The sequence below is a fragment of the Aquisalimonas asiatica genome (genome assembly GCF_900110585.1).
Lineage (GTDB): Bacteria > Pseudomonadota > Gammaproteobacteria > Nitrococcales > Aquisalimonadaceae > Aquisalimonas > Aquisalimonas asiatica.
In genome coordinates, this window is sequence record NZ_FOEG01000001.1 from 470979 (window position 1) to 493882 (window position 22904).

A 22904-nucleotide genomic window follows, 5' to 3' on the forward strand; every position below is an offset into this window, starting at 1 on the left:
GGCGAAGCATACACCGCCGGGGGTGCGGTTCCCAAACGGCGACTGCCTGCCTCAGTCCGCGATCACGTCCTGGAAGAGATCCAGCGGATAGCGGCACCCCGCCTGAAAGTCGTCGATGCCGCGCATGACCAGGGGGCTGCGCAGGCGTCCGGGCGACGCCCGGAGTGTCTCCGGGTCCACCCACAACGCGCGCTGGATGCCATCGTCCAATGGCTGGTCGGGTTGGTGGTTCCAGACCTCGCCACAGAAACACACGCGCAGGAACGTCTCGTTCCGCCGGGCACTGAACCAGCGATACACGCCGACGATGGCTTGCGGGCGGAAATCCCAGGCCGATTCCTCGCGGGTCTCGCGAATCACCGCGTCGGCGAGACTCTCACCCGGCTCCAGGTGGCCGGCGGGTTGATTGAGCACGAGCTGGCCGCCGGCATACTCCTCCACGAGCAGGAACTCACCCGCATGGTGAGCGATGGCGGCGACGGTGACATGAGGCTTCCAGACCATGGAGGCAGAGCCTAGCTGCACGGCGCGCGTGCGGCAAGCGTGGCCATCTGGCGTCAGGAGCTGGACTGCGGTTTCGCCGCTGGGCTCCCGGAGGGCACGAACACACGGTTGTCGCCCCGCGGCTCGGCCTGCGGACTGGCACCCGGGTCGTCGAAGAAGCCGGGCTGCATCAGCTCGATGAAGCGTTTGGCCTGCGGAGACAGGAAGCGACCACGGCGCCACATGACCCCGTAGGTTCGGCGGGGGAACACGCTGGGCAGGGGCTTGACCACGAGATCCTCGCGGCCGGTGATGCAGATGTTGCTGGCAATGCCGATCCCGAAGCCCCGTTCCACGTAAGCCTTCATGATTTCCCAGCCGCCGACTTCCAGGCGCACTTCGTAGGGGATGTTGTGCTGCTGGAGCACGAGGTTGACCAACCGCCAGGTGGTCAGGTGCTTCGGCGGCAGGATCAGCTCCTCGCTGGCCAGGTCGTCCAGCTCGATCCGCTCCTTGCCGGCAAGGTGGTGGCCGAAGGGCAGAATCAGCGATGTATCGAACGAGTACACGGCGCGGTAGGCCACATCATCGGGCAGATCCAGCATGGAGCCGATGGCAAAGTCCACCTCGTCGTTGCGCAGGGCTGATAGCATGTCGGCGCTGACCAGGTTGTGCAGCTTTACCGGGCTGTCGGGGTACCGGTCCATGTAGTTCTTCAACAGATCCGGTATCAGGTACAGGGTGCTCGATTCGCCGGCCGCAATGTCCAGCCTGCCGCTCTGGAGCGTCTGATACCGCTCGGCGAAGCGCGCGGGGAGGGCATCGATCCCGTCAACCAGGGGCAGCGCCAGTTCGTAGAGCGCCTTGCCGTCAGGGGTGAGTGTTATCTTGGGCCCGCGGCGCTCGAACAGCGTAATCTCCAGCTCGCGCTCAAGGGCCTGGATCTGTAGTGACACGGAGGGTTGGCTGAGGAACAGCCGCTCGGCGGCCCGCGAGATGCTGCCCGTCTGCGCCGTGTAACAGAATGCCCGGAGCTGTTTGACCCGGTTGTTCTTGTAATACAGACGTCCGGACGGGTCGCTCATGGGGATTCTCGGAAGTATTGGGTTTGCCAATATTCAAGATTGACGGGAAGGCGTTGTCAAATGATGCGCCGCCGCAATACAATGCGCCCGCTCAGGAAAGAGTCTTAGGCGTGAAATTCACAACTCGATCTGCGGTATTGATCGTGTTGGTGACGCCAGCATCCGCAGGAAGCGGTGAGATACTGGAAAGAATTTGCGTGAGCGGCGGGCTTTGAACCCGGAGTGCGCCGCTTCGCAGACTGCAGCGGAGTCGGTCCCGGGGGGTAACGCACCCGGTTCACTCCGCCGGCGGCGGGGGGCATGTGCCACCCGTCCGCGTCGTGAGCCTTGTCAGATGCCCTGATCGCCGGCCTCAAGAGGGCCCTTCAGTAAGGCGGCTCGCAATGCGATTCACCAGTGGGCTGTAGCGCCCGCGCCGAGCCCACGGGCTCCGGCGCAGGGCCGGTTCACCGTTTTCAATATCAGGGGCGAATGATCGCCCGGATTCGGGAGGCAGTTCGATGAGCAACGATCAGGCAAAGATCGCGGAACTCAAGAAGGAATGGGCGGAGAACCCGCGCTGGAAGGGCGTTGAGCGCGGTTACACGGCCGAGGAAGTGGTTCGCCTCAGCGGCACGGTGAAGGTGGAGTACAGCCTGGCACGTCGCGGCGCCGAGACGCTCTGGCAGCGCATGCACGAGATGCCCTACGTCAACGCGCTGGGCGCCATGAGCGGCAACCAGGCGATGCAGCAGGTCAAGGCCGGCCTCAAGGCGATCTATCTCTCCGGCTGGCAGGTTGCCGCGGACGCCAACCAGGGCAACACCATGTACCCGGACCAGTCCCTGTACCCGGTGGACTCCGTGCCGAATGTGGTCGAGCGCATCAACAACGCGCTGCTGCGTGCCGACGAGATCAACCACGCGGAAGGTGACGACAGCGTCGACTGGATGGCGCCGATCGTGGCCGACGCGGAAGCCGGTTTCGGTGGCGTGCTGAACGCGTTCGAGCTGATGAAGGGCATGATCAAGGCGGGTGCCGCCGGCGTGCACTTCGAGGACCAGCTCGCGGCGGTGAAGAAGTGCGGCCACATGGGCGGCAAGGTGCTGGTGCCGACCCAGGAAGCGGTGCAGAAGCTGATCGCCGCTCGCCTGGCGGCCGACACCATGGACGTGCCGACCATCCTGGTGGCCCGTACGGACTCCCTGGCGGCGGATCTGCTGACCAACGATGCCGACGAGCGGGACATGCCGTTCATCACCGGTGAGCGCACCTCCGAAGGCTTCTACCGCGTCAAGGCCGGTGAAGAGCAGGCCATCGCCCGCGGCCTGGCCTACGCGCCCTACGCCGACCTCATCTGGTGCGAGACCGGCACGCCGGACCTGGACTTCGCCAAGCGCTACGCCGAAGCCATCCGCAAGGAGCACCCGGACCAGATGCTGGCCTACAACTGCTCGCCGTCCTTCAACTGGGCGAAGAACCTGGACGATGCCACCATCGCGAAGTACCAGCGCGAGCTGGGCGCCATGGGCTACAAGTTCCAGTTCATCACCCTGGCCGGCTTCCACGCCCTGAACTACTCCATGTTCACCCTGGCCAAGGGCTACAAGGAGCGGCAGATGAGCGCCTACTCGGAGCTGCAGCAGGCCGAGTTCGCCAGCGAGAAGGACGGCTACACCGCGACGCGCCACCAGCGCGAAGTGGGTGCCGGCTACTTCGACAACGTCACCAACACCATCCAGGGTGGTGAATCCTCCGTGACCGCCATGAAGGGGTCCACCGAGGAAGAGCAGTTCTAGGACTGCCATTGCCGGACATGTCCCGCTGCCGGCGGGACAGCCGTCACAGCCCGGTCACTGATGTGGCCGGGCTTTTTTGTGCACGGCTTCGCTTGATTTCGCTGCGCCGTGGCCGCACATTCTGTGTATGCAGGGCAGTTCCTCCGTGAACGGGGGGTGGCGGCCGGAAGGCCACCGCAATCCCGCGCTTGCACCGGTCGCGTACCACGCCGTGGCTGCCCGACCGATTGTCCCGGATTGGAAGCGGCGTCGGCCTCTCTTAAAATGGGTGGTATCAACCAACCCTTTGCAACGATCTGAGAGATGGAAACGCCATGAGTGACGAACGTCGTGACCAACAGGGTGATGACGGGGTCTCCGTCCAGGAGGCCAAGCCAAGCCTGAAGCGTCCGCCGCTGTTCCGGGTGCTGCTGCTCAACGATGACTACACACCGATGGAGTTCGTTGTCGATGTGCTGGAGACGTTCTTCTCCATGGACCGTTCGCAGGCCACGCAGGTGATGCTTCAGGTCCACACGAAGGGCAGCGGGATCTGCGGGGTATACAGCCGCGACGTCGCCGAGACGAAAGTCGAGCAGGTCAACGACTACGCCCGCGAACACAGTCATCCGTTGATGTGTACTATGGAGGAAGCGTGACCCTGGCGGGGAACTCCCCGCGCCCGGCGCCAGTCCACCCGGAGAGGGCGCTAACCTGATTGATGCTATTGAGAGGTGAGCACGCATGCTGAGCAAAGAACTTGAGTTCACGTTGAATCTCGCGTTCAAGGAAGCGCGGGAAAAACGGCATGAGTTCCTCACCGTCGAGCACCTGCTGCTGGCGCTGACCGACAACCCCACGGCGGTCAACGTGTTGCGGGCGTGCGGCGCTAATCTGGACGATCTGAAGAAGGATCTGGAGGCGTTTCTCGACGAGACCACGCCGCTGCTGCCGCCCAATGACTCCCGTGAAACCCAGCCCACGCTCGGGTTCCAGCGGGTGCTCCAGCGCGCGATCCTTCACGTGCAGTCGGCCGGCATCAAGGAGGTGACCGGCGCCAATGTCCTGGTGGCCATCTTCAGCGAGCAGGAATCCCAGTCGGTGTACTTCCTGCACAAGCAGAGCATCACCCGGCTGGACGTCGTGAACTATGTCTCCCACGGCATTTCGAAGGTCTCGGGCGACCAGGAGTCCAGCAGCAATGACGCCTCGTCGAGCGCCGAGGTGGAAGAGGACGCGGCGGTGGACTCCGGCAGCAAGTCGCCGCTGGAGAGCTTTGCCACCAATCTCAACGAGAAGGCCCGCCGCGGCCGGGTCGACCCCCTGATCGGGCGCCGCCAGGAAATCGAGCGCACCGTCCAGGTGCTGTGCCGTCGGCGCAAGAACAACCCGCTGTTCGTCGGCGAGGCCGGCGTCGGCAAGACCGCCATTGCCGAGGGGCTGGCGAAGCTCATCGTCGACGGCCAGGTGCCGGACGTGCTCAAGAAGAGCACGATCTACTCCCTGGACATGGGCGCACTGGTGGCCGGCACCAAGTACCGCGGCGACTTCGAGAAACGCCTGAAGGGGCTGCTCAAGCAACTCGAGAAGACCGACGGCGCGGTGCTGTTCATCGACGAGATCCACACCATTATCGGTGCCGGCTCGGCGTCGGGCGGGGTCATGGATGCCAGCAACCTGCTCAAGCCCATGCTGGCGAGCGGTGAGCTGAAGTGCATCGGCTCCACCACGTACCAGGAATACCGGGGCATCTTCGAGAAGGACCGCGCCCTGGCGCGGCGCTTCCAGAAGATCGATGTGCCCGAGCCGACCGTAGAGGATACCTTCCGGATTCTGCGTGGGCTCAAGACCCGGTTCGAGGAGCACCACGGCGTCAAGTACACCGACAAGGCCCTGCGCTCGGCCGCGGAGCTGTCCAGCAAGCACATCACGGATCGCCGGCTGCCGGACAAGGCCATCGACGTCATCGACGAGGCCGGGGCGCGGCTGCGGCTGATGCCGCCGTCCAAGCAGAAGAAGAGCATCGGTGTTCTGGACATCGAGCAGGTGGTCTCCAGCATGGCGCGGATTCCGCCAAAGCGGGTCTCCAACTCCGACATGAAGGTGCTGGAGACGCTGGAGGCCGACCTCAAGGAGCTGATCTACGGCCAGGACGAGGCCATCACGACGCTGGCATCGACCATCAAGATGTCCCGTGCCGGGCTGGCTGCGCCCGAGAAGCCCACCGGGTCGTTCCTGTTCGCCGGGCCGACCGGCGTCGGCAAGACCGAGGTGACGCGACAGCTGGCGAAGCTGATGGGTGTGGAGCTGATCCGCTTCGACATGTCCGAGTACATGGAACGGCACACGGTCTCGCGCCTGATCGGTGCGCCCCCGGGCTACGTCGGGTATGACCAGGGCGGCCTGCTCACCGAGGAGGTCATCAAGCATCCGTACTCGGTGCTGCTGCTCGACGAGATCGAGAAAGCCCACCCGGATGTCTTCAACCTGCTGCTGCAGGTGATGGATCACGGGACGCTGACGGACAACAACGGCCGCCACGCGGACTTCCGCAACGTGATCCTGGTCATGACCACGAACGCAGGAGCCGAGGAGATGAGCCGGCGGTCCATCGGGTTCACGCCGCAGGATCACTCGTCGGACGGGCTGGAGAAGGTACGCAAGGCGTTCACGCCCGAGTTCCGCAACCGTCTCGACGGCATTATCCAGTTCGGACCACTGGATAGCGTCACCATCCGCCGGGTGGTGGACAAGTTCGTGGACGAGCTGGCGGTCCAGCTGGCGGAGAAGAACGTCACCCTCCGGGTCGACGAGACCGCCCGGGACTGGCTGGCGGAGCGGGGTTACGATCCGCAGATGGGGGCACGCCCCATGGGCCGGCTCATCCAGGAGAAGATCCGCAAGCAACTGGCCGAAGAACTGCTGTTCGGCCGCCTCTCGAACGGCGGAGAGATCATCATCCGCGCCAAGGATGACGATGAACTCGCCTTCGAGTTTGCCGGGGGAGAGGAAGCGGTTACGGAGTGATCGCGGCATTCGACGGGACGATACCGCAATCTCGTCCCGTCGAATGATGCCGCTGTCACCCCTGCGGCAGCGCGGAGTGTGCCCTCAGCGCGCGCGGTAGGTGATGCGCCCCTTGTTCAGATCATAGGGCGTCAGCTCCACAGTCACGGTATCGCCCGTGAGAATGCGGATGTAGTGCTTGCGCATCTTGCCCGAGATGTGGGCAGTCACCACGTGGCCGTTTTCCAGCTCCACGCGGAACATCGTGTTCGGCAGGGTTTCAATGACCTTTCCCTGCATCTTGATATGGTCGTCTTTCGCCATGCAGTTCTGCACCTCGTGATCAACGTTAATCGTGCGTCGGTCCGCCGGCTGCGGTGGGCCGCCAGGAGGACGGCAGGCCACGCATAGCCCGGATCGGCCGTTACGTGTGTGAGTCGGATGATTCGCCGTGCGCTGACCGGCTCTCCGGCTGGGTCAGGCGTTCCCATGCGCCGTTTCGATAGACCTCGCAGGGCTGATAGTCCGCCTTGTAGCGCATCTTGTCGCACTCAGCGATCCAGTACCCGAGATACACGTAATGAAGGCCGTACCGACGAGCCGCGTCAATTTGCCACAAAATCGCATAACTACCAAGGCCGCGACGGGCTTCGAGCGGATCAAAGAACGTATAGACCGCGGAAAAGCCGTCAGCAACGAGGTCGATGACCGTGACGGCGAGCAGGCGGCCATCCAGTCGGAATTCCACGAACCGGGTTTCAGCCCAGGGGCAGATCAGGAACTCCGTGTAACCATTCTCGTCGTGGCCGTCCATGCCGCCACCGGGATGCCTTGCCGCCAGGTAACGACGGTAGAGGTCGAAGTGCTCTTCATGAAACGCCGCACTGCGCACCGTCGACACCAGGTCGGCATTGCGGCGCCAGCACCGGCGCTGCCGGCGTCGAGGCTGGAATTCCCTGGCTGGCACACGCAGTGACTGACACGCGTCGCACGACGGACAGCCCGGGTGGTAGATGTAACGGCCGCTACGGCGCATGCCCTGACGGATCAGCGTGCTGTAGTGCCCGTTCCTGAGGGGGAAGCTCGGGTCCACGAACACCGTTCGGGCGGTGCGCTCCGGCAGATAGGCGCATTCGTGATCGCCGGTCACATACAGGGAGAGGCGGCGGGAGCCGTGATCGGAAGTCATGACCGGTCCGGTTCCTGCCGTTCAGGCGCGGCATCATCGAATTCCCAGGGCCCTCGGCGATCCGGATACTCCAGCGCATCCGCCAGCTCGTCCAGGAAGCGCGCCCGCGGTTGCTCCACGGCGCCCAGTGTCGCCAGGTGCGGTGACATGATCTGACAGTCCAGGAAGTGAAACCCCCAGCGCTGCAGCTGCCGTGTCAGCATGACCAGGGCGATCTTGGACGCGTCCGGGCTGCGGCTGAACATCGACTCACCGAAAAAGGCGCGCCCCAGGGAGACGCCGTAAAGCCCGCCCACCAGGCGCATGTGGTGCCAGACCTCCACCGAGTGGGCGATACCGCGCTCGTGCAGATGGCAGTAGGCGTCGTGCATGTCCTGGGTAATCCAGGTGCCGGTCTCCAGGCCACGGGGAGCGGCGCAGGCCGTGATCACGTCCACGAACGCCGTGTCGAGCGTGACCGAAAAGCCGCTGTTGCGCAGCCGCTTGCGGAGGCTGCGCCCCACGTGGAGCGAGTCCGGGTACAGCACACCGCGCGGATCCGGTGACCACCACAATGCCGGCTGATCGTCCTCGAACCACGGGAAGATACCGCGCCGGTAGGCCGCCAGCAGCCGGCGCTCGGACAGGTTGCCACCAATGGCCACCAGCCCGTTGGGGCGGGTGAGCGCGAGGTGGGGCGAGGGGAATTCGGTCTCCTCCGCATCGTCGAGCCAGTGGATCCGCCGCTGCATGCCTGAACCTCACTCGTTCCCACGCCCGAGCCGATACGGGCTGTGGCCTTGCATCTCCGCAATATACCGTTCAACCATCGGTGTCTCGCGACGCAGAAAGTCGTCGATCGCCTCACGGAACCGGGAGTCGGCGATCCAGTGGTACGACCGTGTTGCCGTGGGCAGAAACCCGCGGCTGATCTTGTGCTCACCCTGCGCACCCGGCTCGAAGCGCTGGATTCCGTTGGCGATGCAGTACTCGATGCCCTGATAATAACAGGCTTCAAAGTGGAGGCCCGGGACATCTTCGAAGCACCCCCAGTAACGGCCGTAGAGAGCCTGGTCGTCCCGGAACAGCAGGGCCGCGGCGACCATGCGTCCGTCACGCCAGCCCTGTACCATGAGCACCTGTCTGCCCAGGGTTCTGCCGCAGTGCACGAAGAACGCGGTCGTCAGCAGCGGCACGTTGCCGTGTTCGTGGAAGGTGCGCGCGTAGAGGGCGTGGAAGGTGTGCCACTCGTCCTCGGTGATGGCCCCACCATCCTTCATCACCACCTCGACACCGGACTCCCGCGCCTGACGCCGCTCCCGCCGGATGCTCTTCCGTCTGCGAGAGGTGAGGGCGTCGAGAAAATCCTGGAAGTCGCGATAATCGGGGTCGTGCTGCCAGTGGAACTGACACCCGGTCCGACCCAGTAATCCCCTGGCCTGCAGCAGCTCGGACTGATCCGGACAGGGAAACAGCCAGTGGGCGGAGGACAGATCACGCTCCGCCACGATAGCGCTCGATGCCTCCACGGTCAGCGCGGCGACGTCTGCCATGTCGAGCCCCGGGCGTAGCAGAATCCTCGGACCCGTGGCGGGAGTGAACGGGACGGCGTGAATCAGTTTGGGATAGTAGGGCAGGCCGTTGCGCTCGTAGGCGTCAGCCCAGGCCCAGTCAAACACGAACTCACCCCAGGAGTGCCCCTTGAGGTAGCCGGGAACCGCGGCGGCAAGCCCGTCCTGGTCGCGGAGTACCAGGTGGTGGGGCAACCAGCCCAGGTCTGCCTTGACGCAGCCGGTGCTCTCGAGGCCCGCGAGAAACGCATGGCTGAGAAACGGCACCTCGGTGCCCCGGAGTGCATCCCATTCGTCGCTGGAGATGGTGGTGAGATCGGTGACGACGGCGGCGTCCATGCCGCGATGGTACGCATCTTCCCGGCGCGATTGCCAGACCTCGATGCCATGGTGCGTTGCCGGGCCCCGCCAGCCTGTCACCCCGACCACGGAAACCGGTGTCGGGTTTCGGGGACAGCCAGCGAGACAGTGCTGGATCCGGTACAATTAATATCCATGGCAACCAGCGGCGCCGTGCCAGGCAGTAGATCGACGCCCATCTTGCAAAAACCCGAAAACATAGTAACTTGCAGCTCATTATTCATCTATGACATTATTTGTTGACTTCGCGCCCATCGTGACCGTGCCGCGGCGAATTCGCCGTCAGGCGGGGCCTGCGACGATGGTTCCTCGTCTTGTGGATAGGCTGATCAGCCGTGGCTAGCTCCGACTCCGATTCCCGTTCAGACCGCAAGCTGCCGTCACCGCTCGGCCACCATGTCAGCCGGGGGCTGCGGGAAGCGCTGCTGTTCCTGTTGCTGGCCGTGGCCATCTACCTGCTCGTGGCGCTGGCGACATACAACCCCAACGACCCGGGCTGGAGCTTCAGCGGCTTCGGCAGCGCGGTCGAGAACGCGGGTGGTGTGGCCGGCGCCTGGTTCTCCGATCTGTTCCTGTACCTGTTCGGCTACCTGGCGTTTCTGTTCCCGGTCATGATTGCCTTCTCCGGATGGCTGGCGTGGTGCTGGCAACGCCGGGACGGGGAGTTCCACTGGGGCGTGTTCGGGTTGCGCGCCCTGGGCTTCGTGCTGACCCTGGCCTCCGGGGCAGGGCTGGCCGCCCTTCATGTGGAGGCGTTACCCGGCACGGTACCACTGCATGCCGGCGGTATTCTCGGCGACGTAATCGGCGGTTCACTCGAGGCGGTGTTCAGTTTCCTTGGTGCGACCCTTCTGCTGCTCGCGGTCTTTCTCGCCAGTGTCACGCTGTTCACGGGCCTGTCCTGGCTGAGCCTCATGGACCTGGTGGGACGCCTGTGCATGGACGGTGCCACTGCCCTGGGACATGGCGTTACGGTGCTGCGGGACACCTGGGCGGGGCGGAAGGCGCGGCGGGCGCGCAAGGATACCCTGGTTGAGGACAAGGAAAAGCGGAAGACGCGCAAGGCACCGCAGATCGAGCCCATCAAGCCGGCACCGAAACCGGGCAAGAAGGTCAGCAAGGAGAAGCAGATCCCGCTGTTCAACGCGAGCCCCACGGCCGATGGCCTGCCGCCGGTTTCACTGCTGGACCCGCCGCCGGAGCAGAAGTCCGGATACTCGAACGACGCCCTTGAGGCCATGTCGCGGCAACTGGAGATGAAGCTCGCCGACTTTGGCGTACAGATCGAAGTCGTTGCCGTCCAGCCCGGCCCGGTCATCACCCGCTTCGAGGCGCAGCCCGCCGCCGGCGTGAAAGTGAGCCAGATCAGTAACCTGGCCAAGGATCTTGCACGGGCGCTGTCGGTGGTCAGCGTGCGCGTGGTGGAGGTCATTCCGGGCAAGTCGGTGATCGGTCTGGAGATCCCGAACGAGCAGCGCCAGGTCATCGCCTTCAGTGAGATCGTCCGGGCGCGCGTGTGGGAAAAGGCGCAATCGCCGCTCTCCATGGCGCTCGGCAAAGACATCGGTGGCGAACCGGTAGTGGTGGATCTCGCCAAGATGCCCCACCTGCTGGTGGCCGGCACCACCGGCTCGGGCAAGTCCGTGGGCGTCAACGCCATGATTCTCAGCCTGCTGTACAAGAACCGCCCGGAGGACGTGCGGCTGATCATGGTCGACCCGAAGATGCTGGAGCTGTCCATATACGACGGCATTCCGCATCTGCTGGCCCCGGTGGTCACCGACATGAAGGAAGCGGCGAACGCGCTGCGCTGGTGCGTGGGCGAGATGGAGCGGCGCTACCGGCTGATGGCCGCTCTGGGCGTTCGCAACATCTCGGGCTACAACCGCAAGGTGCGGGAAGCCAGGGAGCGCGGCGAACCGCTCACCGATCCGCTCTGGAAAGCGCCCGAGGAGGATCCCCAGGCTGCCGCACCGGAGCTGGAGACATTGCCGTTCATCGTGGTCGTGGTGGACGAGTTCGCCGACATGATGATGATGGTGGGCAAGAAGGTGGAGGAGCTGATCGCGCGGCTGGCGCAGAAAGCGCGGGCGGCCGGCCTCCATCTGATTCTCGCGACCCAGCGCCCGTCCGTGGACGTAATCACCGGCCTGATCAAGGCGAACATCCCCACCCGCATGGCGTTTCAGGTCTCGTCGCGGGTGGACTCGCGCACCATCCTCGACCAGCAGGGCGCTGAGGCGCTGCTGGGTCATGGGGACATGCTCTATCAGCCCACCGGCAGCAACATGCCAACCCGTGTGCACGGGGCGTTCGTCTCGGACAACGACGTCCACCGCGTGGTCAACCACCTCAAGGAACAGGGTGAACCCGAATACGTGGACGGCGTGCTCGATGAATCGTCGGGCAGTGCGCCAATCCCCGGCATCCCCGGCGAGGGCGGTGGCGACGGTGAGCAGGATCCTCTGTACGACCAGGCCGTGCAGATCGTCACGGAAACCCGGCGGGCTTCCATCTCCGGCGTGCAGCGCCGGCTCAAGATCGGCTACAACCGCGCTGCGCGGCTCGTGGAGGAGATGGAGAACAGTGGCGTGGTGGGGCCGCTGCAGTCCAACGGCGGCCGTGAAGTGATTGCGCCACCGCCGCCAAAAGACTGAGCCTGGACCCTTGCCGGACCTGACGATCCACCCTGCGGCGGGGAGTCGGCACATTTGATACCTGAATCGGAGAATGCACGATGCTGCGCAAGGCGCTGATGATCAAGGCCATGACCCTCCTGATGCTGGGGTTCTCCAGCGCGGTTGCCGCGGATGCGCGGGCGGCCCTGGAGTCCTACTTCAGCGAGGTGGAGAACCTGGAAGGTGATTTTGAACAGATCGTGCGTGACGAGGACGGCCAGGTGATCGAGGAAAGCCAGGGGACCATGGCGATCCAGCGGCCGAACCGCTTCGACTGGGTCTATGAAGCCCCGTATGCACAGCGGATCGTCGCCGATGGCGAACGGCTGTGGATCCACGACAAGGACCTCCAGCAGGTCACGGTGCGCCCGCTGCAGGACACCCTGGGCACCGGACCGGCCCTGTTGCTCAGTGGCGACCTCGCGGGGCTGGAGGAGCAGTTCAGCATCGAGGTGGCCGATGACGGGTGGGTCATCCTCAATCCCCGGGATGATGAGTGGGAAGTGGATGGCGTGCGTCTGCGCATGGGCGACGGCGTGCCCGCCGAAGTGGTGGTGGAGGACGGTCTTGGACAGAAGAACCAGCTGTTGCTCCACAATGTCCGCACCAATGCGTCTCTGGACGACAACCGCTTCCGGTTCGAACCCGACGACGACATGGACGTGATCGAGCAGGGCGAGTCACGGCCGTGACCATGGATGCACCCGTTCGGCCGCTGGCTGACCGGATGCGACCGCGCGCCATTGGCGAGTTCCTCGGCCAGGAGCATCTGCTGGGGGAGGGCAAGGCGCTGCGACGCAGTATCGAAGCCGGTCACCCGCACTCCATGGTGCTGTGGGGTCCGCCCGGCACGGGCAAGACGACGCTGGCCCGGCTGGTGGCCGAGGCGAGCGGCGCGCGGTTCATCACGATTTCCGCAGTGATGAGTGGCGTCAAGGACATCCGCGCGGCGGTGGACGAAGCGCGCATGTTGCGCGAGCAGGGGCAGGCCACCGTCCTGTTTGTCGACGAGGCCCACCGCTTCAACAAGAGCCAGCAGGACGCCTTTCTCCCCTACGTGGAGGACGGCACCCTGATCTTCATCGGCGCCACCACCGAGAACCCGTCGTTCGAGCTCAACAACGCACTGCTCTCCCGCGTGCGCACCTATGTCCTGCGCGCGCTCTCCAGGGAGGCCCTGCGCGGATTGCTGGAACAGGCGGTTGCGGACCCGGAGCGCGGCCTTGGCGACCGCGGACTGACCATCTCCGATGAGGCACTGGGCCAGCTGGTGGAGCTGGCCGATGGCGATGCCCGCCGCGGGCTGACGCTGCTGGAAGTGGCCGCGGACCTGGCGGATCACGGCGTCATTGACCAGTCGGCGCTGGAAGAAGCGGCTGCATCCGGTCTGCGCCGCTTCGACAAGGGGGGCGACGCGTTCTACGACCAGATCTCGGCGCTCCACAAGGCGGTCAGGGGGTCCGACCCGAACGCGGCACTGTACTGGTACTGCCGCATGCTGGATGGCGGCTGCGACCCGCTGTACATCGCCCGCCGCGTGGTGCGGATGGCGTCGGAGGACATTGGTAATGCCGACCCCCGCGGGCTGCAGGTGGCACTGAACGCCTGGGAGGCCCAGGAGCGCCTGGGTAGCCCCGAGGGTGAACTGGCCATTGCCCATGCCATTACCTATCTCGCCAGCGTGCCCAAGAGCAACGCCGTCTACGCGGCGTACAATGCAGCAATGAAGGCTGCACGGGAGAGCGGCTCGCTCGAAGTGCCGCTGCACCTGCGCAACGCCGCTAGCCGGCTCATGAAGGAACTCGGCTACGGCGAAGAGTACCGCTACGCCCATGACGAGCCCGACGGCTATGCCGCCGGCGAGGACTACTTCCCGGACGACCTCCCGCCACAGCGCTTCTACGAGCCGCTTCCCAGGGGGCTGGAAGCCAAGATCCGTGACCGCTTCCAGCGGCTTCGCCAGCAGGACGCGAACGCGCGCTGGCGTCGCCGGAAGTAGGGTGACCGTCGTGGCCGCCCCGGGCCGCGCTTATTTTCCCGTTCCCGAGCCGGTACAATGCGCGCTCTGTCAGTCTGAGCCAGAAGGATCAACCGGATATGCTCGACCCTCGAGAACTGCGCAATGACCCGGAAGGGATCGCCGCGGCGCTGGCCCGCCGGGGCTACACCCTGGACGTGGACGCGTACCGGCAGCTCGATACCCGCCGCCGCGAGCTGCAGACGCGTGCCGAGGAGCTCCAGAACGAGCGCAACCGGCGCTCCAAAGCGATCGGCAAGGCCAAGCAGCAGGGTGAGGACATCCAGCCCCTGCTCGACGAGGTGTCCAGCCTGGGCGAGCAGCTTGATGCGGCCAAGGAGGCCCTTCGGTCCGTGCAGGAGGAGCTGGACGCCCTGTACCTGGACATCCCGAATGTCCCGCAGGCGGACGTCCCGGTCGGGGACGACGAGGACGACAACGTCGAGATCCGGCGCTGGGGTCAGCCGCGGGCATTCGATTTCCGGCCACTGGATCACGTGGACCTGGGTGAGCGCGGTGGTCTCATGGACTTCGAGACAGCGGCCAAACTCACCGGGTCCCGGTTCGTGGTGCTCCGCGGCCCCATGGCGCGGCTGCACCGGGCGTTGATCCAGTTCATGCTCGACCGGCAGACCGAGCGGGGCTACGAGGAGGTCAATGTCCCCTACATCGTCAATGCGGACGCCCTGCGGGGGACCGGCCAGCTGCCCAAGTTCGGCGAGGACCTGTTCGCGCTCTCCGGTGACCAGCCGTACTACCTGATCCCCACGGCCGAAGTGCCGGTCACCAATCTCAACCGCGACAGCATCGTCGAGGCGGATGAGCTGCCGTTACGGTTCGTCTCCCACACGCCGTGCTTCCGCGCTGAAGCCGGCGCGCATGGCAAGGACACCCGCGGCATGATCCGTCAGCACCAGTTCGAGAAGGTGGAACTGGTGCAGCTGGTGCGCCCGGAGGATTCCAACGCGGCGCTGGAGGCGTTGACGGCCGATGCGGAAGCGATCCTGCAGGCGCTGGAGCTGCCGTACCGGGTCGTCCTGCTGTGTGGCGGTGACATGGGCTTTTCCGCCGCCCGCACCTACGATCTGGAAGTCTGGCTGCCGGGCCAGGAGCGCTACCGGGAGATCTCCTCCTGCAGCAACTTCGAGGCGTTCCAGGCCCGCCGCATGCAGGCACGCTGGCGCAACCCGGAGACCGGCAAGCCGGAACCCCTGCACACACTGAACGGCTCCGGTCTCGCCGTGGGCCGGTGTCTGGTGGCACTGCTGGAGAACTACCAGGAGGCGGATGGGCGCATCCGCATACCGGAGGCCCTGCGCCCCTATCTCGGTGGCCGGGAGTGGCTGGTGGCGTAACGGGAGCGGGGGAGCTGGCGGCCGTCAGTGTTCCGCCAGCTCCGGCTCCAGCTCACGGAACAGCGCATCCCGGTCCTCCTGGGCGCGAATCGCCATGGCGCGGTCGACCACCTCCCGCGACAGATGGGGGGCGAACAGACGGATGAATTCGTACATGTACCCGCGCAGGTAGGTACCGCGCCGAAAACCGATATTGGTCACGCTGGACTCGAACAGGTGCCCGGCAGGGATGGCCTTCAGGCCGTCGTCCCGCTCCGGGTCGTAAGCCATGGACGCGACAATGCCGACACCCAGGCCCAGCCGCACGTAGGTCTTGATCACCTCGGAGTCCGTGGCCGTGAAGACCACTTCCGGTTCCAGCCCGCGCTGCCGGTAGGCCTGATCGAGCTTTGAACGCCCGGTGAAACCGAACACGTAGGTGACCAGCGGGTACTCGGCCAGCGACTCCAGGGTGAGCGGATCCTCATCCAGCAGGGGATGGCCGTCGGGCACGATGACACTGCGGTTCCAGCGGTAGCACGGCATCATCACCAGGTCCTCGAACAGATCGATGGCCTCGGTGGCAATGGCGAAATCCACCCCGCCGTGGGCGGCCAGCTCCGCAATCTGCATGGGCGTTCCCTGGTGCATGTGCAGACTGACGCGCGGGTAGTGCTCCCGGAACGTGCTCACGACACCGGGCAGGGCATGGCGCGCCTGGGTGTGGGTCGTGGCGATGGACAGGCTGCCCCGGGCGTCGTCGAGATGCTCGTCGGCAATGGAGCGGATGTTCTCCACGTCACCAAGGATGCGGTGGGCCGCCTGGAGGATGTCCTTACCCGCAGGCGTCACCTGCGTCAGGTGTTTGCCGCTGCGCTCGAAGATCTGGATGCCCAGTTCCGACTCCAGCATGCGGATCTGTTTACTGACACCGGGCTGCGACGTGTACAGAGCTTCCGCCGCGGCCGAAACGTTGAGATCGCGGCGGGCGACTTCGCAGATGTAGCGGAGCTGGTTGAGCTTCATGGTGACCTCCGTCGCCAGCCATTTATAACCAATTCATATATGAGTAAACGAAAACCGCGCTTTTGTAAATAACGGGACGGCGTTAGCCTGTCGCCATCGCGGCGGAAACGGAGAGGAAGGATCATGGAGAATCATCGACGATGACGGACACCCTGACGTTGACGATGCGCACCGGCGGACGGCCGGTGCTGGTCCTCGGGGCGGCGCCGGAAGCCGAGCGCTGGCTGGACGCGCTGGCCCTGTCCACGACCCTGTTCAGGGGGTGGGGGGCAGCGGCAACCGTCCCGGGCGTAGCACCCGCGGCACGCCCGGATAGCGAGGCGGCGCTGCACGGCATGGTCGCCAACAGCGCCATGGTGGTCATTCTGGACGAGCACGCCTCCGATGCGGCGGCCGTGCTCAACGCCGCCGCGGTGGCGAACGTGCCGACGTGGGTACCGGGCCGGCCGGCTGCCGGCACTGCCGAGCCGGCTCTCCCTGCGGGCGGAGCACCTGGCTCCCCTGCAGCCAGCGCCACGGCGCCAGCTGAGACTACGCTGCCCACCCAGGAGATTCCGGCTACCGGCTTCGTCAGCCTGGTCGGTGCCGGCCCCGGTGCGCCGGACCTGCTGACACTGCGGGGCCTGCGCACCCTGCAGAAGGCCGATGTGGTCATCCATGATCGCCTGGTTGCCGCCTCCCTGCTGGAGCAGGTGCCGGCGGCTGCGGAGCGCATTTTCGTTGGCAAGCGCCGCAGCAATCACGCGGTACCGCAGGAGCAGATCAACCAGCTGTTGCTCGACCGTGCCCGGGAAGGAAAACACGTGGTCCGCCTCAAGGGCGGCGATCCGTTCATCTTCGGCCGGGGCGGTGAGGAAATCGAACACCTCATGGAGGCGGGGGTGCCGTTCCGGGTCGTGCCCGGTGTAACGGCCGCAAGCGGCTGCGCGGCGTACGCCGGCATTCCGCTGACACACCGGGACTACGCCCAGTCCTGTGTCTTCGCCACCGGTCATCGCCGCGAGGGTGCCCTGGACCTGGATTTCCAGGGCCTGGTGCGGGCCGGCCGCACACTGGTGTTCTACATGGGGCTGCACAGTCTGCAGGATCTGTGCGACGGGCTGATCGGGCACGGCATGCGCGCCGACATGCCCACGGCCCTGGTGCAGCAGGGCACCACCGTCGCACAACGGGTCATCACGGCGCCGCTCAACGGGCTGCCCGAGGCGGTGGCGCAATCGGGCATCCGCGCGCCGACACTGCTGATCATCGGCGAAGTCGTGGCACTGCGTGACCGCCTGGCCTGGTTTGAAGGCACGGGCGAATCCATGGCCTGGGCGGAGAACCCTGATCGGTGACGGTCACGGCGTCATGGTGGACCTGAAGGTCCACCCTACGTTGGCACTGGCCGGCAAGGGGGCGGTTGTGCCACGTGTCGCGGGACACCGTAGGGTGGATGTTTACATCCACCATGGCCCTGGAACCCAGTCGAATTCCCTGGAAACAAAAAAGCCCCGGTAGAACCGGGGCTTTTTGTTGCTTGCCGATGGGTGCGGTCAGTCGTTGCCGCTGAACGCCATCAGCAGGTGAAGCAGGCTGGTGAACAGGTTGTAGATGGCGATGTAGAGCCCCACGGTGGCCATGATGTAGTTGGTCTCGCCGCCATGGATCATGGCACTGGTCTGATAGAGGATCAGCGCCGACATGAGCAGGATGAACATGGCACTCACGCCCAGCATCATCCCCGGCATCTGGAACACCATCGCGCCCAGACCGGCGAGAAACGCCACCAGAATCCCGGCGAACAGGAACCCGCCCATGAAGGAGAAATCCTTGCGGGTGCTCAGGGCGTAGACGGAGAGGCCGATGAAGATCGCCGCCGTACCGCCGAACGCGGTGAGGACGATTTCACTGCCGTTGGAAACCGCCGTCAGATAGAAGCTCAGGATCGGCCCGAGGGTGTACCCCATGAAACCGGTGAGGGCGAACACCGAAGCCAGCCCCCAGCCGCTGTTCCGCAGCGCGTTGGTCAGAAACAGCAGGCCGAAGTACCCGGCCAGCACGATAAACCATGGCATCGGAGGCGCGTTGCTCACCATCGCGACGCCCGCCATGACGGCGCTGAACGCCAGGGTCATGGACAGCAGGACGTATGTGTTGCGAATGACCTTGTTGGTCTCGATCGCCCGTGCACCGGATGTGCTGACGACACGCTCGTGGCTTGTCATTGGACTAGTGCCTCCTTGATATAACCAATTGGGCGGACATGTTGTGTGACGTGCCCGGCCGACCTTCCCAGTTTACCGCGATCCATCGCGGCCGACGACAGCCAAAGAGCCGCGGAAGATCACGCCTCCTGCGGCGAGGCTCGAGTGAGAATGATGTCGGTATCGAGCCCGTCAGGCAACCCCCCGTAGAGTAGCGTGCGTTCCGGTCCGAGCCGTGCGGCACAGAACGCATCGGCGACGGCCTGCCGCCCCGCACGCACCAGCAGCCCGCCCTGCAGAGCAAGCACCAGATCCTCCACCAGGACGCGCGCCTCCATCGGCAGCTCCGCATTGCCGCCGAGGCGGCTCTCGATTCGCTGGATGGCGGCATCGAGGTGCCGGTTTTCACCGCGCGCCTGCCGGAGTTCGTCCATCACCACCTGAACCGTCTCCGGGCTCTTCTGCATGGCGCGCAGCACGTCCAGACACTGGATGTTGCCCGACCCTTCCCAGATGGCGTTCACCGGTGCTTCACGGTAGAGCCGGGGCAGCACGTGCTCCTCCACGTAACCGGCACCACCCAGGCACTCCTGCGCCTCGGTGATGTGTCCTGCTGCACGCTTGCAGATCCAGTACTTGCCGAGCGCGGTGGCGATGCGTGCGAATGCCGCCTCGGCGGGATCGTCCTGCTGGCGGTCGAGGGCTGCGGCCACGCGGAAGGTCAGCGCCGTGGCGCCTTCCACCTCCAGGGCGAGGTCCGCCAGCACGTTACGCATCAGGGGCTGCTTCAGTAGCGTGCTGCCAAACGCCTTGCGGTGGGCACAGTGGTGCATGGCGTGGGCGAGGCCATGGCGCATCAGGCTTCCGGAGCCGATCATGCAGTCCAGGCGGGTCTGCGCGACCATGTCGATGATGGTGGCCACGCCACGGCCTTCCTCACCCACCATGACCGCGTGCGCATTGAGGAACTCCACCTCGCTGGAGGCGTTCGAGCGGTTTCCGAGTTTGTCCTTGAGGCGCTGGATGCGAATGGCGTTGACACTGCCATCCGGGCACCAGCGCGGGAGCAGAAAGCAGCTCAGGCCGCCACGGGACTGCGCCAGCACCAGAAAGGCGTCCGACATGGGTGCGGAGAAGAACCACTTGTGGCCGATCAGCTCGTAGTCCCGCCCCGGCCCCTCGGCGCCGACCGGGATTGCCTGGGTGGTGTTCGCACGCACGTCCGAGCCACCCTGTTTCTCGGTCATGCCCATGCCCAGGGTCACGCCGGTTTTCTGTTCCGGGGGCAGAAAGCGGGCGTCGTACTGGCGGGAGAGAATACGCGGCTCCCAGATCCGCGCCACGTCCGGCTGATGACGCAGGGCGGGTACTGCGGCATGGGTCATGGTGACGGGGCACATGGTGCCGGACTCGGCCTGATTGTGGAGATACATCAGTGCCGAACGCACCACCTGTGCGCCGACCCCGTCCTGGTCCCAGGAGAGGGCGTGCAGGCCGTTGCCGATGGCCGCGTCCATGAGCTGGTGGTAGGCCGGGTGGAATGTCACCTGGTCGACGCGATGGCCGTAGCGGTCGTGGGTGTGCAGCTCCGGGGGGTTGCGATTGGCGTCGAACCCGGCCTCCCAGAGCGCACCACCAACCCGTTCGCCATACTGGTGGAGTTGATCCTCACCCCAGCTTCCGCCCTCACGGTGGACGGCGTCCCGGAGCACGGTGTCGGCGGCATACAGGTTGCGCCCCTCGAAGGGCGGTGGCTGATTGGTGACGTCGTGGGTCTTCCACAGGGTGGCCGTGGGCAGGTTGTGCGCGTTGTTTGCGGCCATGGCTCCTCCTCGGGACGGCACGTGCTCCGGCGCGTGCAACACCACCGGGCGCGCGTTCCTGTTCTGATATGCGATGATGCTCCTGCGTAATCGGCGAGGCAATAACGGAATCCGCAACCGGAGGCAACCGCGATGCCGGTGTCATTTGATGGCAAGCTGGTGGTGGCAATCTCGTCCCGGGCCCTGTTCGACATGGCAGACAGTCACAGGGTGTTCATGGAGGAGGGTGTGGACGCCTACTGCCAGTTCCAGCGCGAGCACGAAGACGAGATCCTGGCGCCGGGGGTGGCGTTCAGCCTGGTCCGCAAGCTGCTGCGCCTGGAGGGGACCGATGGCGGCGTGGAAATCATCCTGCTGTCGCGCAACAGCGCCGACACCGGGCTGCGCGTGTTCAACTCCATCGAGCACTACGGCCTGGGCATCACCCGGGCGGCGTTCACCAACGGGGAGCGCCCCTGGCGCTACATCCCGGCCTTCGGTGCGCACCTTTTCCTGTCCGCCGATCCCAACGACGTGGCCCAGGCGCTGGAGCTCGGTTATGCCGCCGCCACGATCCTGCCGTCCGCTGAACGGGATGCCGGCTCCGACGAGGAGCGGGAGGTGCGTATCGCGTTCGATGGCGACGCGGTGCTGTTCAGCGACAGCGCCGAGCGCATCTTCCAGGAGTCCGGGCTCGAGGCGTTTTCCGCCAGCGAGCGAGCCCAGGCCCGCTCTCCGCTGCCCGGGGGGCCGTTCAAGTCTTTTCTCGCGGCCCTGCACCAGCTCCAGCGCCGCGAAACCGCAGCCGGGGATACCAACCCGATCCGGACCGCCCTGGTTACCGCGCGCAGCGCGCCCGCGCACGAGCGCGTCATCCGCACCCTGCGGCACTGGGATATCCGCATCGACGAGGCCCTGTTCCTGGGCGGGCTGGCGAAAGCGGATTTCCTGGCCGCGTTCGGCGCCGACATTTTCTTCGACGACCAGCAGGGGCACTGTGAAATCGCCAGCCAGCAGGTTGCGACAGGCCACGTCCCGCACGGTGTTGCCAACCAGTCGCCGCAACCCGAGGAGTCGGAAACCGTTCGCAGCGGTTGATGACGATACCCTTTCGTACGGAATAGCGCCGCATGGCGCCGTTCCACGTCGCCTTGCAGGGCGGGCGAAAAACGAATAGGGTGTGCGCGATTTTCCCCGGGGACCACCCCCAGTTCAACCCATTGCAGGGAGCGTTGGCGCATTGAAGATTGTCTGCCTCGATCTTGAAGGGGTGCTCGTTCCGGAAATCTGGATCGATCTCGCGGAGCGCACGGGTATCGATGCGCTGCGGGCGACGACCCGGGATATCCCCGATTACGACGAGCTGATGCAGCAGCGGCTTCGTATCCTGGATGAGCATGATCTGGGTATGGTCGCCCTGGAGGCGGTGATCAATGATGTCCGGCCGTTCCCGGGGGCCGTGGAGTTCCTTGACTGGATTCGCGAGCGTTACCAGCTGGTGATCCTGTCAGACACCTTCTATGAATTCGCCCGTCCCCTGATGCGCCAGCTCGGCTGGCCGACGCTGTTCTGCCACCAGTTGGAGACCAGCCCGGAAGGGCGCATCATGAGCTACCGGCTGCGCATGCGCGATCACAAGCGTGCGGCCGTGGCGGCGTTTCAGGGGCTCAATTTCCGGGTTGTCGCCTCCGGGGATTCATACAATGACACCGGCATGCTCGGGCAGGCTGATACCGGGGTGCTGTTTGCACCGCCGCAGAACGTGGTCGACGATTTTCCGCAGTTCCCGGTTGCCCGGGATTATTCCGCGCTCAAGAACGCAATCGAACGCGCGTTCCAGGATTGATTACCGAACCATGACTGAAGCACAGACCACCCGCGTCGCCATTCTCGCCGACACGCACGGGTTCCTCGACCCGCGCATCGCGGAACGCGTCGCCGCATGCGATCATGCGGTCCATGCGGGCGATGTGGGCGGCGCAGACGTCCTGTGTTCCCTGAATCCCTCCACGTCCGTGCTCGCCATTCGCGGCAACAACGACACGCCGGACAAGTGGGCGGAATCCGAGATGCACTTCCTCGAGAACCTGCCCACCAGCGCACAGCTGGACCTGCCCGGCGGGGTGCTGGTGGTAACCCACGGGGATGACGGTCGCTCCCTCAGCGAGCGCCACCGCCACCTGCGCACCCAGTACCCCGAGGCGCGAGCGGTGATCTACGGCCACAGCCACAAGCTCACCATGGACTGCGACGAGACGCCGTGGATTCTCAACCCCGGGGCTGCCGGCCGTACGCGCACCAATGGCGGACCGTCCTGCCTGCTGCTGACCTGCAGCGAAGGGGAGTGGGGCATCGAGGCGGTTCAGCTGCCCACGCGCAAGTACCCGAACCGGGACAGCCAGCGCAAGCGTGCGCAGGTCGCGGACTAGTC

General features: G+C 65.3%; 19 protein-coding genes and 1 pseudogene. 11 read left to right on the forward strand and 9 right to left on the reverse strand.

Annotated features, from left to right (window positions below; genetic code table 11):
- Nucleotides 1–51: 51 nt before the first annotated feature.
- Together BMZ02_RS02250 and BMZ02_RS02255 are read right to left on the reverse strand one after the other, a co-directional pair.
- Complete coding sequence (locus tag BMZ02_RS02250; RefSeq protein WP_091639557.1) at nucleotides 52–504, reverse strand: NUDIX hydrolase; 453 nt, start codon at nucleotides 502–504, stop codon at nucleotides 52–54.
- A gap of 53 nt (nucleotides 505–557) precedes the next feature.
- Nucleotides 558–1568 (reverse strand): LysR family transcriptional regulator, encoded by a 1011-nt coding sequence (locus BMZ02_RS02255; protein WP_091639559.1) that lies wholly within the window; start codon nucleotides 1566–1568, stop codon nucleotides 558–560.
- A gap of 500 nt (nucleotides 1569–2068) precedes the next feature.
- On the opposite strand from BMZ02_RS02255, the gene aceA reads away from it, so the two are divergent.
- The 3 genes from aceA (at nucleotide 2069) to clpA (ending at nucleotide 6352) form a co-directional block, all read left to right on the forward strand.
- Entirely contained in the window at nucleotides 2069–3346 is a 1278-nt protein-coding gene (gene aceA, locus BMZ02_RS02260; protein ID WP_091639560.1) for an isocitrate lyase, read from the forward strand.
- Nucleotides 3347–3660: 314 nt separating this feature from the next.
- Nucleotides 3661–3984, forward strand: coding sequence for an ATP-dependent Clp protease adapter ClpS (gene clpS / locus BMZ02_RS02265; RefSeq protein ID WP_091639562.1), 324 nt, complete (start codon nucleotides 3661–3663; stop codon nucleotides 3982–3984).
- 85 nt (nucleotides 3985–4069) lie between these two features.
- Nucleotides 4070–6352: an ATP-dependent Clp protease ATP-binding subunit ClpA gene (gene clpA, locus BMZ02_RS02270; protein ID WP_091639563.1), complete on the forward strand. Its 2283-nt coding sequence runs from the start codon at nucleotides 4070–4072 to the stop codon at nucleotides 6350–6352.
- An 84-nt stretch (nucleotides 6353–6436) separates the two neighbouring features.
- Here the strand turns inward: clpA and infA are convergent, their stop codons facing one another.
- From infA to BMZ02_RS02290, 4 genes are all read right to left on the reverse strand, one after another.
- Nucleotides 6437–6655 carry a translation initiation factor IF-1 gene (gene infA, locus BMZ02_RS02275; protein ID WP_091639565.1) on the reverse strand — a complete coding sequence of 73 codons (219 nt, stop codon included), beginning with the start codon at nucleotides 6653–6655 and terminating at the stop codon, nucleotides 6437–6439.
- A gap of 100 nt (nucleotides 6656–6755) precedes the next feature.
- Nucleotides 6756–7520 (reverse strand): arginyltransferase, encoded by a 765-nt coding sequence (locus tag BMZ02_RS02280; protein WP_091639567.1) that lies wholly within the window; start codon nucleotides 7518–7520, stop codon nucleotides 6756–6758.
- Nucleotides 7517–8251: a leucyl/phenylalanyl-tRNA--protein transferase gene (gene aat / locus BMZ02_RS02285; protein ID WP_091639569.1), complete on the reverse strand. Its 735-nt coding sequence runs from the start codon at nucleotides 8249–8251 to the stop codon at nucleotides 7517–7519. Before aat ends, BMZ02_RS02280 begins: the two co-directional genes overlap by 4 nt.
- A 9-nt stretch (nucleotides 8252–8260) precedes the next feature.
- Nucleotides 8261–9409, reverse strand: a complete 1149-nt coding sequence (locus tag BMZ02_RS02290) for a GNAT family N-acetyltransferase (RefSeq protein ID WP_091639571.1) — start codon at nucleotides 9407–9409, stop codon at nucleotides 8261–8263.
- Nucleotides 9410–9765: 356 nt separating this feature from the next.
- On the opposite strand from BMZ02_RS02290, the gene BMZ02_RS02295 reads away from it, so the two are divergent.
- From BMZ02_RS02295 to serS, 4 genes are all read left to right on the forward strand, one after another.
- Nucleotides 9766–12087: a DNA translocase FtsK gene (locus BMZ02_RS02295; RefSeq protein WP_091639573.1), complete on the forward strand. Its 2322-nt coding sequence runs from the start codon at nucleotides 9766–9768 to the stop codon at nucleotides 12085–12087.
- A gap of 80 nt (nucleotides 12088–12167) precedes the next feature.
- The gene (lolA, locus tag BMZ02_RS02300) at nucleotides 12168–12800 is read left to right on the forward strand and encodes an outer membrane lipoprotein periplasmic chaperone LolA (RefSeq protein WP_091639574.1); all 633 of its coding nucleotides are present in this window, start codon (nucleotides 12168–12170) and stop codon (nucleotides 12798–12800) included.
- Nucleotides 12801–12802: 2 nt separating this feature from the next.
- On the forward strand, nucleotides 12803–14107 hold the full coding sequence (locus tag BMZ02_RS02305) for a replication-associated recombination protein A (protein WP_091639576.1): 1305 nt from the start codon (nucleotides 12803–12805) through the stop codon (nucleotides 14105–14107).
- Nucleotides 14108–14205: 98 nt separating this feature from the next.
- Nucleotides 14206–15480, forward strand: coding sequence for a serine--tRNA ligase (serS, locus tag BMZ02_RS02310; RefSeq protein ID WP_091639577.1), 1275 nt, complete (start codon nucleotides 14206–14208; stop codon nucleotides 15478–15480).
- 24 nt (nucleotides 15481–15504) lie between these two features.
- On the opposite strand, the gene cysB is transcribed toward serS, so the two are convergent.
- Nucleotides 15505–16485 carry an HTH-type transcriptional regulator CysB gene (gene cysB, locus BMZ02_RS02315; protein WP_091639579.1) on the reverse strand — a complete coding sequence of 327 codons (981 nt, stop codon included), beginning with the start codon at nucleotides 16483–16485 and terminating at the stop codon, nucleotides 15505–15507.
- A 512-nt stretch (nucleotides 16486–16997) separates the two neighbouring features.
- On the opposite strand from cysB, the pseudogene cobA reads away from it, so the two are divergent.
- Nucleotides 16998–17822, forward strand: a pseudogene (cobA, locus tag BMZ02_RS02320) (uroporphyrinogen-III C-methyltransferase); the annotation flags it as partial.
- Between the two features lie 198 nt (nucleotides 17823–18020).
- Here the strand turns inward: cobA and BMZ02_RS02325 are convergent.
- Complete coding sequence (locus BMZ02_RS02325) at nucleotides 18021–18692, reverse strand: Bax inhibitor-1/YccA family protein (RefSeq protein WP_091639583.1); 672 nt, start codon at nucleotides 18690–18692, stop codon at nucleotides 18021–18023.
- Nucleotides 18693–18811: 119 nt separating this feature from the next.
- A complete protein-coding gene (locus BMZ02_RS02330; protein WP_091639585.1) occupies nucleotides 18812–20494 on the reverse strand; it encodes an isovaleryl-CoA dehydrogenase in 1683 nt (560 codons plus the stop codon).
- A 132-nt stretch (nucleotides 20495–20626) separates the two neighbouring features.
- Here BMZ02_RS02330 and BMZ02_RS02335 point away from each other — a divergent pair, with 132 nt between their 5' ends.
- From BMZ02_RS02335 to BMZ02_RS02345, 3 genes are all read left to right on the forward strand, one after another.
- Complete coding sequence (locus BMZ02_RS02335; protein WP_091639587.1) at nucleotides 20627–21571, forward strand: 5'-nucleotidase; 945 nt, start codon at nucleotides 20627–20629, stop codon at nucleotides 21569–21571.
- 142 nt (nucleotides 21572–21713) lie between these two features.
- Entirely contained in the window at nucleotides 21714–22319 is a 606-nt protein-coding gene (gene thrH, locus BMZ02_RS02340) for a bifunctional phosphoserine phosphatase/homoserine phosphotransferase ThrH (protein WP_091639589.1), read from the forward strand.
- A gap of 10 nt (nucleotides 22320–22329) precedes the next feature.
- Nucleotides 22330–22902: a metallophosphoesterase family protein gene (locus tag BMZ02_RS02345; protein ID WP_091639590.1), complete on the forward strand. Its 573-nt coding sequence runs from the start codon at nucleotides 22330–22332 to the stop codon at nucleotides 22900–22902.
- Nucleotides 22903–22904: the final 2 nt, after the last annotated feature.

Excerpts from the sequence above, each read along its gene's own strand:
- serS (WP_091639577.1), top strand. The coding sequence starts at position 14,206 with ATGCTCGACCCTCGAGAACTGCGCAATGACCCGGAAGGGATCGCCGCG.
- cysB (WP_091639579.1), bottom strand. The coding sequence starts at position 16,485 with ATGAAGCTCAACCAGCTCCGCTACATCTGCGAAGTCGCCCGCCGCGAT.
- BMZ02_RS02330 (WP_091639585.1), bottom strand. The coding sequence starts at position 20,494 with ATGGCCGCAAACAACGCGCACAACCTGCCCACGGCCACCCTGTGGAAG.
- BMZ02_RS02345 (WP_091639590.1), top strand. The coding sequence starts at position 22,330 with ATGACTGAAGCACAGACCACCCGCGTCGCCATTCTCGCCGACACGCAC.
- clpA (WP_091639563.1), top strand. The coding sequence starts at position 4,070 with ATGCTGAGCAAAGAACTTGAGTTCACGTTGAATCTCGCGTTCAAGGAA.
- aat (WP_091639569.1), bottom strand. The coding sequence starts at position 8,251 with ATGCAGCGGCGGATCCACTGGCTCGACGATGCGGAGGAGACCGAATTC.
- aceA (WP_091639560.1), top strand. The coding sequence starts at position 2,069 with ATGAGCAACGATCAGGCAAAGATCGCGGAACTCAAGAAGGAATGGGCG.
- infA (WP_091639565.1), bottom strand. The coding sequence starts at position 6,655 with ATGGCGAAAGACGACCATATCAAGATGCAGGGAAAGGTCATTGAAACC.
- BMZ02_RS02325 (WP_091639583.1), bottom strand. The coding sequence starts at position 18,692 with ATGACAAGCCACGAGCGTGTCGTCAGCACATCCGGTGCACGGGCGATC.
- BMZ02_RS02255 (WP_091639559.1), bottom strand. The coding sequence starts at position 1,568 with ATGAGCGACCCGTCCGGACGTCTGTATTACAAGAACAACCGGGTCAAA.
- clpS (WP_091639562.1), top strand. The coding sequence starts at position 3,661 with ATGAGTGACGAACGTCGTGACCAACAGGGTGATGACGGGGTCTCCGTC.
- BMZ02_RS02280 (WP_091639567.1), bottom strand. The coding sequence starts at position 7,520 with ATGACTTCCGATCACGGCTCCCGCCGCCTCTCCCTGTATGTGACCGGC.
- BMZ02_RS02250 (WP_091639557.1), bottom strand. The coding sequence starts at position 504 with ATGGTCTGGAAGCCTCATGTCACCGTCGCCGCCATCGCTCACCATGCG.
- BMZ02_RS02290 (WP_091639571.1), bottom strand. The coding sequence starts at position 9,409 with ATGGACGCCGCCGTCGTCACCGATCTCACCACCATCTCCAGCGACGAA.
- BMZ02_RS02305 (WP_091639576.1), top strand. The coding sequence starts at position 12,803 with ATGGATGCACCCGTTCGGCCGCTGGCTGACCGGATGCGACCGCGCGCC.
- lolA (WP_091639574.1), top strand. The coding sequence starts at position 12,168 with ATGCTGCGCAAGGCGCTGATGATCAAGGCCATGACCCTCCTGATGCTG.
- BMZ02_RS02335 (WP_091639587.1), top strand. The coding sequence starts at position 20,627 with ATGCCGGTGTCATTTGATGGCAAGCTGGTGGTGGCAATCTCGTCCCGG.